This window comes from Streptomyces sp. SX-6 (assembly GCF_059089585.1).
Genome location: NZ_JBTHHU010000008.1, coordinates 95241 through 109092, shown reverse-complemented (window position 1 = coordinate 109092; position 13852 = coordinate 95241). Strand labels below are relative to the sequence as shown.

Annotated in this window: 14 protein-coding genes; 4 read left to right on the top strand and 10 right to left on the bottom strand. The window is 71.0% G+C overall.

From position 1 onward, the window contains the following. Nucleotides 1-71 precede the first annotated feature (71 nt). From ACV530_RS12300 to ACV530_RS12275, 6 genes are all read right to left on the bottom strand, one after another. On the bottom strand, nt 72-755 hold the full coding sequence (locus tag ACV530_RS12300) for a response regulator (RefSeq protein ID WP_494332609.1): 684 nt from the start codon (nt 753-755) through the stop codon (nt 72-74). Nucleotides 756-854: 99 nt separating this feature from the next. After that, entirely contained in the window at nt 855-1460 is a 606-nt protein-coding gene (gene kdpC, locus ACV530_RS12295) for a potassium-transporting ATPase subunit KdpC (protein WP_494332410.1), read from the bottom strand. 23 nt (nt 1461-1483) lie between these two features. Beyond that, nucleotides 1484-3574 (bottom strand): potassium-transporting ATPase subunit KdpB, encoded by a 2091-nt coding sequence (kdpB, locus tag ACV530_RS12290; RefSeq protein WP_494332409.1) that lies wholly within the window; start codon nt 3572-3574, stop codon nt 1484-1486. After that, complete coding sequence (gene kdpA, locus ACV530_RS12285) at nt 3574-5238, bottom strand: potassium-transporting ATPase subunit KdpA (protein WP_494332408.1); 1665 nt, start codon at nt 5236-5238, stop codon at nt 3574-3576. Before kdpA ends, kdpB begins: the two co-directional genes overlap by 1 nt. After that, on the bottom strand, nt 5239-5328 hold the full coding sequence (gene kdpF, locus ACV530_RS12280; RefSeq protein WP_494332407.1) for a K(+)-transporting ATPase subunit F: 90 nt from the start codon (nt 5326-5328) through the stop codon (nt 5239-5241). Nucleotides 5329-5781: 453 nt separating this feature from the next. Next, on the bottom strand, nt 5782-6783 hold the full coding sequence (locus ACV530_RS12275) for a LysR family transcriptional regulator (RefSeq protein WP_494332406.1): 1002 nt from the start codon (nt 6781-6783) through the stop codon (nt 5782-5784). 234 nt (nt 6784-7017) lie between these two features. Between ACV530_RS12275 and snpA the strand changes: the two genes are divergently transcribed. After that, nucleotides 7018-7698: a snapalysin gene (gene snpA, locus ACV530_RS12270; RefSeq protein WP_494332405.1), complete on the top strand. Its 681-nt coding sequence runs from the start codon at nt 7018-7020 to the stop codon at nt 7696-7698. Between the two features lie 51 nt (nt 7699-7749). Here the strand turns inward: snpA and ACV530_RS12265 are convergent, their stop codons facing one another. Both ACV530_RS12265 and ACV530_RS12260 read right to left on the bottom strand, forming a co-directional pair. Continuing rightward, on the bottom strand, nt 7750-8370 hold the full coding sequence (locus ACV530_RS12265; RefSeq protein WP_494332404.1) for a DedA family protein: 621 nt from the start codon (nt 8368-8370) through the stop codon (nt 7750-7752). Nucleotides 8371-8530: 160 nt separating this feature from the next. After that, nucleotides 8531-9001, bottom strand: a complete 471-nt coding sequence (locus tag ACV530_RS12260; RefSeq protein ID WP_494332403.1) for a DoxX family protein — start codon at nt 8999-9001, stop codon at nt 8531-8533. Nucleotides 9002-9143: 142 nt separating this feature from the next. Between ACV530_RS12260 and ACV530_RS12255 the strand changes: the two genes are divergently transcribed. Further along, nucleotides 9144-9968, top strand: a complete 825-nt coding sequence (locus ACV530_RS12255; protein WP_494332402.1) for an ABC transporter permease — start codon at nt 9144-9146, stop codon at nt 9966-9968. Between the two features lie 173 nt (nt 9969-10141). Then, a complete protein-coding gene (locus ACV530_RS12250; RefSeq protein WP_494332401.1) occupies nt 10142-10720 on the top strand; it encodes a TMEM165/GDT1 family protein in 579 nt (192 codons plus the stop codon). On the opposite strand, the gene ACV530_RS12245 is transcribed toward ACV530_RS12250, so the two are convergent. Further along, a complete protein-coding gene (locus ACV530_RS12245) occupies nt 10702-11367 on the bottom strand; it encodes an HAD-IA family hydrolase (RefSeq protein WP_494332400.1) in 666 nt (221 codons plus the stop codon). The two genes, ACV530_RS12250 and ACV530_RS12245, sit on opposite strands and share 19 nt — an antisense overlap. A 52-nt stretch (nt 11368-11419) precedes the next feature. Next, nucleotides 11420-12289 carry a helix-turn-helix transcriptional regulator gene (locus ACV530_RS12240; RefSeq protein WP_494332399.1) on the bottom strand — a complete coding sequence of 290 codons (870 nt, stop codon included), beginning with the start codon at nt 12287-12289 and terminating at the stop codon, nt 11420-11422. A 91-nt stretch (nt 12290-12380) separates the two neighbouring features. Here ACV530_RS12240 and ACV530_RS12235 point away from each other — a divergent pair, with 91 nt between their 5' ends. Next, entirely contained in the window at nt 12381-13820 is a 1440-nt protein-coding gene (locus ACV530_RS12235) for an MFS transporter (protein ID WP_494332398.1), read from the top strand. The last annotated feature ends 32 nt before the right edge of the window (nt 13821-13852 follow it).

The following is a 13852-nucleotide window of genomic DNA, read 5'->3' as shown; positions in this document are numbered from 1 at the left end:
GGCCTCCAACGGTCACCTCGGGCGCGTGGTCCCTTCCACCACCGTCACCCGCGCCCCGGCATCCCGCAAACTCACGGCTCGAAGCGGTAGCCCAGGCCCGGCTCGGTGATCAGGTGCCGGGGGTGGGAGGGCTCGGTCTCCAGCTTGCGGCGCAGGGCGGCGAGGTAGATGCGGAGGTAGTTGGTGCGGTTGTCGTTGCCGGGGCCCCATACGGCGCGCAGCAGTTCACGGCTGGTGACGAGGCGGCCCGGGACGCGGGTGAGGGTGGTGAGGACGCGCCACTCCGTCGGGGTCAGATGCGGGGGCTTGTCATGGCCGACGCGGGAGTGGACCGTGCAGGCGGTGAAGTCGACGGTGTAGTGGCCGAGCCGGACGGTCGTACGTACCTCGAGGGTCGGAGGACGGCGCAGCACCGCCCGCAGCCGGGCGAAGAGCTCGTCCATGCAGAAGGGCTTGGTCACGTAGTCGTCGGCACCGGCGTCCAGGGCGGTGACCTTGTCGGTGGCCGTGGTGCGGTTCGAGAGTGCGACGATCGGTACGGGGCTCCAGGTGCGCAGGGTAGCTATGACCTTGATGCCGCTCATGTCCGGCAGTTCGAGGCCGAGGAGGACCGCGGACGGCGGGCGCTGGGCGGCGAGTTTCAGGGCGGTGACGCCGTTGGGGGCGGTGGCCACGCTGTAATGGCGGGCCTTGAAGTTGATGCTGAGGGCTCGGAGCAGCTGTGGCTCGTCGTCGACCAGCAGAACGTGCTTCACGCCGGAGCTCATGCGGAATCGCCTCCACACAAGGGGACTTGGGGCATGGTGCCAACCGTCCGGCGGTGCGTCCGGTGACGCACCGCCGGACGGATACCGCTACCGCAGTGCGGCGAGGGCGCGGTTGAGCTCGACCACGTCGACGCGCTGCTGGCCGAGGAAGCCGAGGTCACGGCCGCGTACATGGCGGTCGACGAGCTCGTGGACCCGGGGCTCGGGGAGCGAGCGGGCCCTGGCCACGCGGGCCGCCTGCTCCCGGGCGTAGGCGGGGGAGATGTCCGGGTCGAGGCCGGAGCCGCTCGCGGTGAGGGCGTCGGACGGTACGGACTTCGGGGCGACGCCGTCGAACGCGGCCACGGAGGCGCGGCGTTGCTCGATCGTGCTGACCAGGTCGCGGTTGTTCGGGCCCAGGTTGGAGGCGCCTGAGGCCAGCGGGTCGTACGAACCCGCCGAAGGACGGGGCTGGAACCACTTGGGGTCGGGGCGTGTCGTCCCCGGGAGCGAGAAGTTCTGGCCGATGAGGGCGGAGGCCACGGGCCTGCCGTGGTCCTCGATCAGGGAGCCGTTGGCCTTGTGGCTGAACAGCGCCTGTGCGATGCCCGTTACCGCGAGTGGATAGGCGATGCCCGTGATGACGGTGAATGCGAGGAGCATGCGCAGTGCCGACAGGTGTCGGCGCAGGGGGAGCGGGAGGTGGGTGAGCATGGTGGTGCCGCCTTCCGTGGCCGTCAGTGGAGGCCGGGGACGAACTGGACGGCCAGGTCGATGAGTTTGATGCCGATGAACGGCAGGGCGAGCCCGCCCAGCCCGTAGATCCAGATGTTGCGGCCCAGCAGCGAGGCGGCGGACGACGGCCGGTAGCGCACGCCGCGCAGGGCGAGCGGGATCAGGGCGACGATGATCAGGGCGTTGAAGATGATCGCCGAGGAGATGGCCGACGTCGGGCTGTGCAGCCGCATGACGTTGAGCCGGTCGAGCCCGGGGTACACGCTCGCGAACATGGCCGGGATGATGGCGAAGTACTTCGCGACGTCGTTGGCGATGGAGAAGGTCGTCAACGCCCCTCGGGTGATGAGGAGTTGCTTGCCGATCTCGACGATCTCGATGAGCTTGGTCGGGTTGGAGTCGAGGTCGACCATGTTCCCGGCCTCCTTGGCGGCGGAGGTGCCGGTGTTCATCGCCACGCCGACGTCCGCCTGGGCGAGGGCCGGGGCGTCGTTCGTACCGTCGCCCGTCATGGCCACCAGCTTGCCGTCGGCCTGCTCGCGCTTGATGAGCGCCATCTTGTCCTCGGGTGTCGCTTCCGCGAGGAAGTCGTCGACACCCGCCTCCTCCGCGATGGCCTTCGCCGTCAGCGGGTTGTCACCCGTGATCATGACGGTCTTGATGCCCATGCGGCGCAGCTCGTCGAACCGTTCCCTGATGCCCTCCTTGACGACGTCCTTGAGGTGGACGACGCCCAGCACCCGCGCACCCTCCTGGTCCTCCACCGCGACCACGAGAGGGGTGCCGCCGCTCTGCGAGATGCGTTCGGTGAGGTCGTGCACCTCGTCGCCCACCCGGCCGCCGCAGGAGGTCACCCATCCGTTGACGGCTCCCGCCGCGCCCTTGCGGACCTTGCGCCCGTCCACGTCCACGCCGCTCATCCGGGTCTGCGCGGTGAACGGTACGAACTCGGCGTGCGCCAACTCGCCCTCGGTGCGCGCCCGCAGCGCGTACTTCTGCTTGGCGAGGACGACGATCGAGCGGCCCTCGGGCGTCTCGTCGGCCAGCGAGGACAGCTGGGCCGCGTCCGCGAGATCGTCGGCGCCGACGCCCTCGACCGGCAGGAACTCGGCGGCCTGGCGGTTGCCGAGGGTGATGGTGCCGGTCTTGTCGAGCAGCAGGGTGTTGACGTCGCCGGCCGCCTCGACCGCGCGTCCCGACATGGCCAGGACGTTGCGCTGGACGAGCCGGTCCATGCCCGCGATGCCGATCGCGGACAGCAGCGCGCCGATGGTCGTCGGGATGAGGGCGACGACGAGCGCGACGAGGATGACGATGCTCTGCTCGGCGCCCGCGTAGATCGCGAAGGGCTGGAGGGTGACGACCGCGATGAGGAAGACGATCGTCAGCGAGGCGAGCAGGATGTTGAGCGCGATCTCGTTCGGCGTCTTCTGCCGGGCCGCGCCCTCGACGAGGGCGATCATGCGGTCGATGAAGGTCTCGCCGGGCTTGGAGGTGATCCTGACGACGATGCGGTCGGAGAGCACCTTGGTGCCGCCGGTGACAGCGGACCGGTCGCCGCCCGACTCGCGGATGACGGGCGCCGATTCGCCGGTGATCGCCGACTCGTCCACGGACGCCACGCCCTCCACGACGTCTCCGTCGCCGGGGATGATCTGCCCCGCCTCGACGACGACGTGGTCGTTCACGTGGAGTTCCGATGCGGAGATCTCGTCCTCCGCGAGTGCGCTCGCCCCGGGGCGCCAGTCGCGCAGCAGGCGGGCCGTGGTGTCCGTACGCGTCCGGCGCAGGGTCTCCGCCTGGGCCTTGCCCCGGCCCTCCGCGACGGCCTCGGAGAGGTTGGCGAACACGACCGTCAGCCACAGCCAGACGGTGATCACCCAGGGGAAGACACCGGGGTCCTTGACCGCCGACAGCGTGGTGAGCACCGCGCCGACCTCGACGACGAACATGACCGGGTTGTGGACCATGATCCGCGGGTCGAGCTTGCGCAGTGCGTCCGGGAAGGAGGTGACCAGCTGTGTGGGGTCGAGCAGCCCGCCCGAGACCCGGTGCGGCTGGGGCGTGGTGGGCTGGAGAGTGGTCAGGGACATCAGTGCAGCCCTTCCGCGAGCGGCCCCAGCGCCAGCGCCGGGAAGTAGGTGAGGCCGACGACGATGAGGATCACGCCCGTGAGCAGGCCGACGAACTGCGGCCGGTGCGTGGGCAACGTGCCTGCGGTGACCGGGACTTGGCGCTGCGACGCCAAGGCCCCGGCCAGTGCCAGGACGAACACCATGGGCAGGAAGCGGCCGAAGATCATGGCCAGGCCGAGGGAGGTGTTGTACCAGGGGGTGTTGGCGTTCAGGCCCGCGAACGCCGAGCCGTTGTTGTTCGCGGCCGAGGTGAAGGCGTAGAGCACTTCACCGAAGCCGTGCGGCCCGTGGTTGGTCATCGCGGCCCGTTCGCCGGGCAGTGCCATGGCGATGCCCGTGCCGGCCAGGACGATGGCCGGGGTGGTGAGGATGTAGAGCGAGGCGAACTTGATCTCCCGGCTGCCGAGCTTCTTGCCCAGGTACTCGGGCGTACGGCCGACCATCAGCCCGGCCACGAACACCGCCACGACCGCGAGGACGAGGATGCCGTACAGGCCGGAGCCGGTGCCACCGGGGGCGATCTCGCCCAGCATCATGTTGAAGATCAGCAGTCCGCCGCCGCCCGGGGTGAACGAGTCGTGCGCGGAATTGACCGCGCCGCACGAGGTGAGGGTGGTGGACACCGCGAACAACGCCGAGGCCCAGACGCCGAACCGCTGTTCCTTGCCCTCCATCATGCCGCCCGCCGCGTGCCCGGCCGAACTGCTCACGCTGTGCACCTCGTTGGCGGTCACGACGGCCACCGAGGCCGCCCAGATCAGGCCCATGACGGCGAGGATCGCGTAGCCCTGGCGGCGGTCGCCGACCATCGTGCCGAAGGTGCGGGGGAGTGCGACCGGGATGACCAGCAGGAGGTAGATCTCCACGAGGTTGGTGAACGGCGTGGGGTTCTCGAAGGGGTGCGCCGAGTTGGCGTTGTAGAAACCGCCGCCGTTGGTGCCGAGTTGCTTGATGGCCTCCTGCGAGGCCACGGGTCCGCCGGTGATGCCCTGATGCCGGCCCGCGATTCCGGTGACGGCCTGAACTCCGTGGAAATTCTCGATGACGCCGGCCGCGACGAGGACGAGAGCGAAGACGAAGGAGACCGGCAGCAGTACCCGGATGACGATCCGGGTGAGGTCCACCCAGAAGTTGCCGATGGTGTTCGTCCTCTTCCGGGTGAATCCCCGGATGAGCGCGGCGACCACCGCGATGCCCACCGCCGCCGAGACGAAGTTCTGCACCGCGAGGCCCGCCATCTGCACGAGATGGCCCATCGTCGACTCGCCCGAGTACGCCTGCCAGTTGGTGTTCGTCACGAAGGACGCGGCCGTGTTGAACGCCAGGTCCGGGGCGACCGGCTTCATGCCCAGCGACAGCAGGAGATGATTCTGCACCCGCTGGAATCCGTACAGGAACAGGAGCGAGACGAGTGAGAAGGCGAGCAGACTCCGCAGGTATGTCGCCCAGGTCTGTTCGGCGTCCCCGTTGACCCCGCCCGCGCGGTAGAGCAGCCGCTCCGCGCGCAGATGCCGGGAGGTGGTCAGGCAGCGGGCGAGGTGGTCGCCGAGGGGCCGGAAGGACAGGGCGAGCGCCGCGATGAGCGCGAGGATCTGCAGCCAGCCCGCGAGGGTGTCGTTCATTCAGATCCTCTCGGGGAACAGCAGACAGAGCACCAGGTAGACCACCAGGCCCACCGACACGACGAGACCGACGATGTTCTCCGCGCTCACAGCCGCTCGACCCCCTTGACCGCGAGGAAGAGAGCGGCGAAGGCGAGGAGCGCCAGGCCGATGAAAGCGAGATCCGCCATTACGCGATGCACCCCGTTTTTCATGAGATGTGGGAGGAATGCGAGGGCCTGCGGACGTGGCGTGCGGGGACTGTGGGGCGCCATCGGTCGCAGGCGATGTAACGGGCTTGTTCAAGCCATCCGTAGCGAAGCGCCGGGCAGGGTGCGGGGCGAGCCCTCTTAGCGCGCTCCTGACGAATGTCCCCGGCTAATTGACGGGGAATTTATTGCGTTCGATGGCTTGTTCTGGTCGCTCGCCACCGGGGCATGGTAGTGGGGTGCGTGTGCACAGGGAGGGGGAACACGCTGGGGTGCGGAATCCATGTTTCACGGGGTCTTCACGCGCGCGCCGGCCGTTGTTTATGGAACCTCGGCTAAAAGTGATGGCGGCTGACTACGCGGAGAGACCGAACCTGGCGACCGTCTCCGCCGTGCCGTCGCCGCCGCCCCGTCCGTCGAGCCAGGTGCGGTACGTGGTGTTCGCCAGCGTCAGCTCCCGGTAGGCGTCCATCAAGTCGCCGCACAGTTCGCCGAGTTCTTCACCCGGCGGGGAGCCGGGTCTCGCGGTAAGGGACAGCCGGCCGACCAGCGGGTCCCCGGCGAGGGGCCGGATGACCGTGCCCGGCGCGGGGTCCGCGGTGGGCTGGCAGGGGCGGACGGCCTCGGCCGAGGCGACGAGGTCGGTGGCGGTGGCGTGGTCGCGGACGCTGAGGAGGCGGGGTCCGATCCCCGCGAGGGTGAAGGCGTGGCGCAGGGCGGCGCACTCGTGGTCGGCGGCGGGGTCCACGATCCAGGCGTCGTCGGCGAGTTCGGCGAGCCGTATCACCGGCCGGGCGGCCGCCGGATGCGTGGCGGACAGGGTGACGAAGCGGGGCTCGCATGGGATGAGGACGTGCCGTTCGACGCCCTCGGGAAGGTGCAGGGGAAAGCCGGCGGGCTCGTGGACCAGGGCGATGTCGAGCAGGTTCGCGGACAGTTGCTGGAGCAGGCCCGTCGACGACACGTCGATGTGGATCGTGGTGTCCAGGTCGGGAAGCCGCTTGTGGATGCGCTGCAGCCAGCCCGCCACCACGCGGCTGCCGACGCTGCCGATGCGCAGCCGTAAACCGCCCACGCCTACGGCCGCGTCGCGCGCGGCCGTGACCAGGGCGGCCATCTCGGCCACGATCGGGCGGGCGCGGGAGAGCACCGACTGGCCCAGGGGCGTCGGCCTGCTGCCGCTCTGGCCGCGGATGAACAGGAGCCCGCCGACGGCCTGCTCGATGCGCCGGAGCTGCGTGGTGAGGGAGGGCTGGGTCATGCCCAGCTGCACTGCGGCCTTCCGCACGCTGCCGGTGTCCGCGATGGCACAAAGCGCTCGGAGGTGTCTGACCTCAAGCTCCACGGTCGGGAGCATAACCGCGCCCCGCTGACCACACCAGGCACATGTCGGGCAAATGAGCGACGGATTCCGGTGAACGGATTCCGGTGACCGGGTGGGTGATTGGACGGGGCTATCGCCAACTGCCATCATCCGCGCCGCCGATGGGCGTCGGACACTCTGCGGAACCGAAAGTTCTCCGGTGAACCTTCGCGCCGCCCGTCCCACCCGTGCGGCGCGGGGTTCTCCGCACGAATGGAGACCCCCCACATGAAGCGCTCGACGAAGCGTTCCGCCATGGTACTCACCACCGCGATCGGCCTCGGCCTGACGGCCGCCATGACGGCCGTACCCGCATCGGCGGCAGCACCGCAGCACCGCGCCTCCACCGAGCAGTCCAGAGCCGCGTACACCGGCTCGAAGGCCGAAGCGGCCCACAACAAGGCCTTCTTCGACGCCGTCATGAAGTCCGCGCTGGCCAAGCAGAAGGCCTCGCCCGGGCTGCGGTCCGTGACGGTCACGTACGACGCGAGCCAGGCGCCGTCGTTCCAGAACGAGATAGCCAACGCGGCGCAGATCTGGAACGGCTCCGTGCGCAACGTCCGGTTGCAGTCGGCGAGCGGCAGCGCCGACTTCTCCTACTACGAGGGCAACGACCCCAACGGCTCGTACGCGAGCACCGACGGCCACGGCCACGGGTACGTCTTCCTCGACTACCAGCAGAACCAGCAGTACGACTCCACGCGCGTCACCACGCACGAGACCGGCCACGTCCTCGGCCTGCCGGACCACTACAGCGGCCCGTGCAGCGAGCTGATGTCGGGCGGCGGCCCCGGCCCGTCCTGCACCAACCCGTACCCGGACTCCAACGAGCGGGCGCGCGTCAACCAGTTGTGGGCGAACGGGCTGAGCGCCCTCGCCGAGAAGGGCATCGAGCGCAAGGTCCGCTGAGCATGCGCGAGGGGCCCGGTTCCCAAGGAACCGGGCCCCTCGCGGCACTTCCTATGCCTTGGCCTCGTGCGGGCGGCGTATCAGGAACGCGGCGCCCGCGCCCGCCATGAACAGCGCGAGGACGGAGACGGCCGTGCCGACCCAGGTCGCGCCGAGCCACTGGCCGCCGAAGTAGCCGAGCCCCACGCTGTAGGCGGCCCAGGTCAGCCCGGCGAGGCTGGACCAGGGCAGGAACTCGCGGACGCGGCGGTGCATCACGCCCGCGCCGAGGCTGACCACCGAGCGCCCGGCGGGCGCGAAGCGGGCCACGACGACGAGCGCGCCGCCGCCGCGCAGCAGCGCGGTGCCGAGCTTCTCCTGGGCGGCCGTCAGCCGTCGGGAGCGGGCTATCGCCCGGTCGAAGCGGTCGCCGCCGCGCCAGGCGAGGCGGTAGGCGACGAGGTCGCCGGTGACCGATGCCGTCGCGGCACAGATCACCAGGGCGATCAGCCGGGAGAGGTTGGGATGGGTGTGTCCGCTGTCACCCACGGCGGAACCGGCCGCGGCCGTCGCGGCGGTGATGACGAGCACACCGCTCGGCAGCACCGGCAGGAAGACATCGAGCAGGACGGAGAGGCCGACTATGACGTATATCCATGGCGTGTCGGCCAACGCCCCCAACTGCTGCAGCACGTCCTGCTCTCCCGGTACGGTCCCCCGCCGCGATGTCGCAGGGGAGCGGCAGGAGCGGCCTTCACAACCGTACACAGTACGCGTGGGGCTTCTGGGAAAGATGAAGGGGGCACGTGATGTAGTCCGCATCACGCGCCCCGCCGGTGCTCCTGAGACCCGATCAGCCCTGGCGCGACCGGGAGATCAGCCGGTCCAGCGCGACCGGACCGGGGCCGGTGAAGACGATCAGCAGGAAGGCCCAGCAGAACATCGCGGAGGCCTCGCCGCCGTTCTGTATCGGCCACAGCGCGTGGCTCTGGTGCACGTTGAAGTACGCGTACGCCATGGAGCCCGAGGAGATCAGGGCCGCGCCGCGGGTGCCCAGGCCGAGCAGCACCAGGATGCCGCCGACGAGCTGGATGACGGCCGCGTACCAGCCCGGCCAGGTGCCCGCCGGGATCGTGCCGCCCCCGGCGGCCCCGCCGAGGATGCCGAAGAGCGAGGCCGCGCCGTGGCAGGCGAAGAGCAGGCCGACGACGGCACGGAAGGCGGACAGGGCGTACGGGCGCGCCGCGTCGAGCCGCTCGGTGAGCGGGGCGGCCGCCGTCGTGGGGGTGGCGGTGGCCGTGGGGCTGGTGGTCGTGGGGGGCATTGTTCCGGTGCTCCTCGTGTGGGGGACGGATACGACGAGAAACCCCAGGTTAGGTACACCTCACAGTACTTGCAAGTTCAAGTTGTTTGATTTTTCGCTGCTGACACCCTCTTGTTACAGAGCACGTCGCTAGGGTGCTCGCGTGCTAATCGCCGCCTCCTTGCTGCCCGTCAACACCGCGCTCGGCGTCGTGCTGGCCCTGCTGCTCGTGGTGGCCGTGGCCGTCGCGGCGCTCGCCCGCCTCGCCGACGGCCGCGAGCGCGGCTACGCCCGGCAGGTCGCCCTCGCCGGGCTGCGCGCGGCGGTCCAGCTGGCGGCCGTCTCCGCGCTGATCGGGTGGGTGGTGCGCGCCCTGCCGCTGCTGCTGTGCTTCGTCCTGCTGATGTTCGCGGTGGCCGTGCGCACGGCGGGGCGGCGGATCACGGACAACGGCACCTGGTGGTGGACGGTCGTGCCGATCGGCGCGGCGGTCGTGCCGGTCGTGGCGGTGCTGCTGCTGACCGGGCTGGTGCCGCTGCGCGGGGTGGCGCTGGTCCCCGTCACCGGGATCCTCATCGGCGGCGGCCTGACTGCGACCGTCCTCGCCGGGCGGCGCGCGCTCGACGAGCTGCATCTGCGCCACGGCGAGGTGGAGGCGGGGATGGCGCTCGGGCTGATGGACCGGGACGCCCGGTGGGAGATCGCGCGCCCGGCCGCCTCCGACGCCCTGCTGCCGGGCCTGGACCAGACCAGGACGGTGGGTCTGGTCACACTGCCCGGGGCGTTCGTCGGGATGCTGCTCGGCGGTGCGTCGCCGGTGCAGGCGGGCGCGGTGCAGCTGTTCGTGCTGGTGGCGCTGATGGCCGTGCAGGCGGTGGCGGTGGCCGTCGTCCTGGAGCTGGTCACCCGCGACCGGCTGCACCGCCTTCCCGCGCCGGAGCCGCGGCGCCGGTGGCCGCGTACCCTGAGGGGAGCAGAAGGGGAGTAGCTCTTCGCCGGACCGTCGACATACTGCCGAGCTCGCCTCGGCCGGCGCCCGGAGGCACATACCGCGGTACGTGCCAGCGAGACCTTCGGCCGCAGTGTCCATGACGCTGCCGTGCCGAAGCGACCCCTGATCCATCCGGGACTTTGGTGTGGCAGCCCCACCAGAGGAAAACCGTGTTCAGCTTCACCGTCGCCGCCCTGGTCTTCGGCGTGATCTTCCTGGCCGAACTGCCGGACAAGACCGCTCTCGCCTCCCTGATGCTCGGCACCCGCTACCGCGCCTCGTACGTCTTCACGGGCGTCGCCGCCGCCTTCGCCGTGCACGTCGCGCTGGCCATCGCGGCGGGCAGCCTGCTCACGCTGCTGCCGCAGCGGCTGCTCCAGGCGCTCGTCGGCGTGGCGTTCCTCGCGGGCGCGGCCATGCTGCTGCTGAAGAAGGACGAGGACGACGAGGAGATCAAAAAGCCCGCCGACCAGTCCTTCTGGAAGGTGTCCGGGGCGGGCTTCATGCTGATCCTGGTCGCCGAGTTCGGTGATCTGACCCAGATCATGACCGCGAACCTCGCCGCCCGCTACGACGACCCGGTGTCGGTCGGCGTCGGCGCGACGCTGGGCCTGTGGGCGGTCGCGGGCCTGGGCATCGTGGGCGGCCGCACGCTCATGAAGTACGTGCCGCTGAAGCTGATCACCAGGATCGCGGCGCTGGTGATGATCGCGCTCGCGGGCTTCAGCCTCTACGAAGCGGCGATCTGAGCGGCGATCCGGAGCACCAGGCCGTCGGCGGTCCGCTCGACGCGGATCTGCTCGAGGTCCATGACGTGCGCGTCCGGCCCGTAGGCGGCCGCCCGCGGGCCGACGCCGACGACCCGCATCCCGGCGGCCCGGCCGGCGGCGACGCCCGCCTCGGAGTCCTCGAAGACCACGCAGTCCTCGGGGGCGAAGCCCAGCTCGGCCGCGCCCTTGAGGAAGCCCTCCGGGTCCGGCTTGCTCGCGCTGACGGACTCCGCCGTGATCCGCACCGCGGGCATCGCCAGCCCGGCGGCGCCCATCCGGGCCTCGGCCAGCTTCCGGTCCGCCGAGGTCACCAGGGCGTGCGGGAGGTCGGCGAGCGCCGCCATGAACGCGGGGGCGCCGGCCACCGGGACCACGCCGTCGACGTCCGAGGTCTCCGCCTCGAGCATGCGCCGGTTGTCGGCGTGGTTGAGCTCCATGGGACGGTCGGGGAGCAGGAGGGCCATGGTGGCCCAGCCCTGGCGGCCGTGGACGACCTTCATCACCTCGTCCGCGTCCAGGCCGTGCTCACCGGCCCAGCTCAGCCAGCAGCGCTCCACCACGGCGTCGGAGTTGACGATCGTGCCGTCCATGTCGAGGAGCGCGGCCTTGCAGGCGAGGGTGGTCATCGAAGTACTCCCGGGGGCGAGGTGGAGGGCGCTGGAGGGGCGAAGGGGCGGGTCACTTTGTTTCTCCACGATACAAAAGGGTCGTCCCCTCGCCAAGGCGCGCCAGCTCCGGCAGCTTGTGCGCCGTCCCCTCGTCCGCCGGCAGGCACGAGACCAGGCTGAGCCCCGGCGCGTCCGCCGCCGCGAGCTTGACGTAGTCGAAGGCCAGCCGCCCCAGGCGCGGGTGATCGAACTCGCGGCGCGACGGGCGGAACTCCGCCACGTCGTGCGTGTCCCACCAGGTCCGGAACTCCGCGCTCGCCGCGCACAGCCGGCCGGTCAGCCGCTCGAAGGCGGGGTCGCCCAGGTGCCGGCCCGCTCCCGCGCGGTACTGCTCGAGCAGGGCCCGCGCCTGGCCCGGCCAGTCGACCAGGAGCGCGCGTATGCCCGGGTCGAGGAACACCCGCTCCAGCAGGTTCCGCTCGTACACCGGCTCCCAGGAGTCGGGGTCGCCGACCAGCCCGGCCTCGGCACGGTTCCACGCCACCAGCTCCCAGGTGGGGGTCAGAAGATACGAGGGGTGCGGGTCGAGCGCGTCCACCAGGCGCCGCAGGGCCGGGTCCGGCACCCCCTCCGCCTCGGGCGGCGGCTCCGGCAGTGCCTCGCCGGCCAGCGCGAACAGGTGCCGCGCCTCGGCCGGGGACAGCAGCAGCACCCGGGCCAGGCTGTGCAGCACCTGCCGGCTGACGGAGATGCCCCTCGCCTGCTCGAGCCACGTGTACCAGGTCACGCTCACGCCCGAGAGCGCGGCGACCTCCTCGCGCCGCAGTCCGGGCGTACGGCGCCGGGGACCGGCCGGGAGCCCGACATCGCGCGGCACGAGGCGTTCACGGCGCGAGCGGAGGAACTCCGCGAGGGCGCGCCGGTGTTCTGGATCGGCCACCGGTCTCCGTGTTCTCTGTATAAGGGGGTACTGCGGCCACCAGCATAAGTTCCCTCTGTATCTCCGCCCCGGCCCGGTCGAACCTCGGTTCATGACCCAGACACAACAACCGGCGCTCGCTCCCGCCGACGCCCCCGTGACCTCCCCGTGGCGGGCCCTGTCCGTCGTCCTCGTCGGCGTGTTCATGGCCGTACTGGACACGTTCATCGTGCTCGTCGCGACCCCCGCCATCCAGGAGGACCTGCACGCCTCCGACGCCGACGTGCAGATGATCCTGGCCGGCTATCAACTCGCCTACGCCATCGCCCTGATCACCAGCGCCCGGCTCGGCGACCTCCTCGGCCGCAGACGGATGTTCCTCGCGGGCATGGCCCTCTTCACGCTCGCGTCCGCGGCCTGTGCCGCCGCGCCCGGTGCCGGTGCGCTGATCGCCGCGCGGCTGGTGCAGGGGCTCGGCGCGGCCACGATGTTCCCGCAGGTCTTCTCCGTGATCCAGGTGCTCGTCCCCGCGCCGCGGCGGGCGCGGGCGTTCGGCGTGCTCGGCGCGGTCATCGGACTGGCGGGTGTCGCCGGGCAGTTGCTCGGCGGCGTCCTCGTCTCCGCGAACCTCTTCGGCACCTCGTGGCGCCCCGTCTTCTGGGTCAACATCCCCGTGGGGCTGCTGACCCTGGCCCTGGCCGCCGTCTTCGTCCCCGAGTCCCGCGCCCCCGGCGCCCGTCGCCTGGACCTGCCGGGTGCGGCCGTGCTGACCGTCGCCCTCTTCCTGCTCGTCGTCCCGCTGGTCGAGGGCCGCGAGTCGGGCTGGCCGCTGTGGACCTGGCTGAGCCTGGCCGCGTCCGTGCTCGCGTTCGTCTGCTTCGTCCTGGTGGAGCGGCGCGTCGAGGCGCGCGGCGGCTCGCCGCTCGTACGCCTGCGTCTGCTGCGCGAACGTCCCTTCGCGGTGGGCATGTCCCTGGTGCTGCTGACGTACTTCGGCATCAACTCCTTCTTCCTGGTGCTCTCGCTCACCGTCCAGAACGGCCTCGGCCTCGACACCCTCGGCGCGGGTCTGATCTATATTCCGTTCGCCGTCGCCTTCTTCGCGGCCAGCCTCGCCGCGGGCCGTCTCGGCCGGTACGGGCGCCGGGTGCTCCAGGCCGGTGCGGGCGTCGCGGGGCTCGGGTACGCGGTGGCGATCGGCGTGGTCGCGTACACCGGGAGCGGGCTCGTCGCGTGGGACCTGGCCCCGTCCTTCGTCCTGATCGGCGTGGGCAACGGCCTGCTCGTCACCCCGCTGGTCAACACGGTGCTCTCCCGTGTCGCGCCCGCCGAGGTCGGCATGGCGTCCGGGGTGCTGTCCACCGGCCAGCAGGTCGGCGGCGCGGTGGGCGTGGCGGTGGTCGGCGTCCTCTACTACGGCACGCTGGGCGGGGCCCGGAGCGGGGACGCCGGTGCGTACGGGCACGCGCTCATGGCCGCGCTGGGGTTCCACCTGGCGCTGTGCGTGGCGATCTCGGCGCTGCTGCCGTTGCTGCCGCGTGAACGGGCGTAGGCCGGCAGAGGTGGAAGACAAGTGGTCCCGCC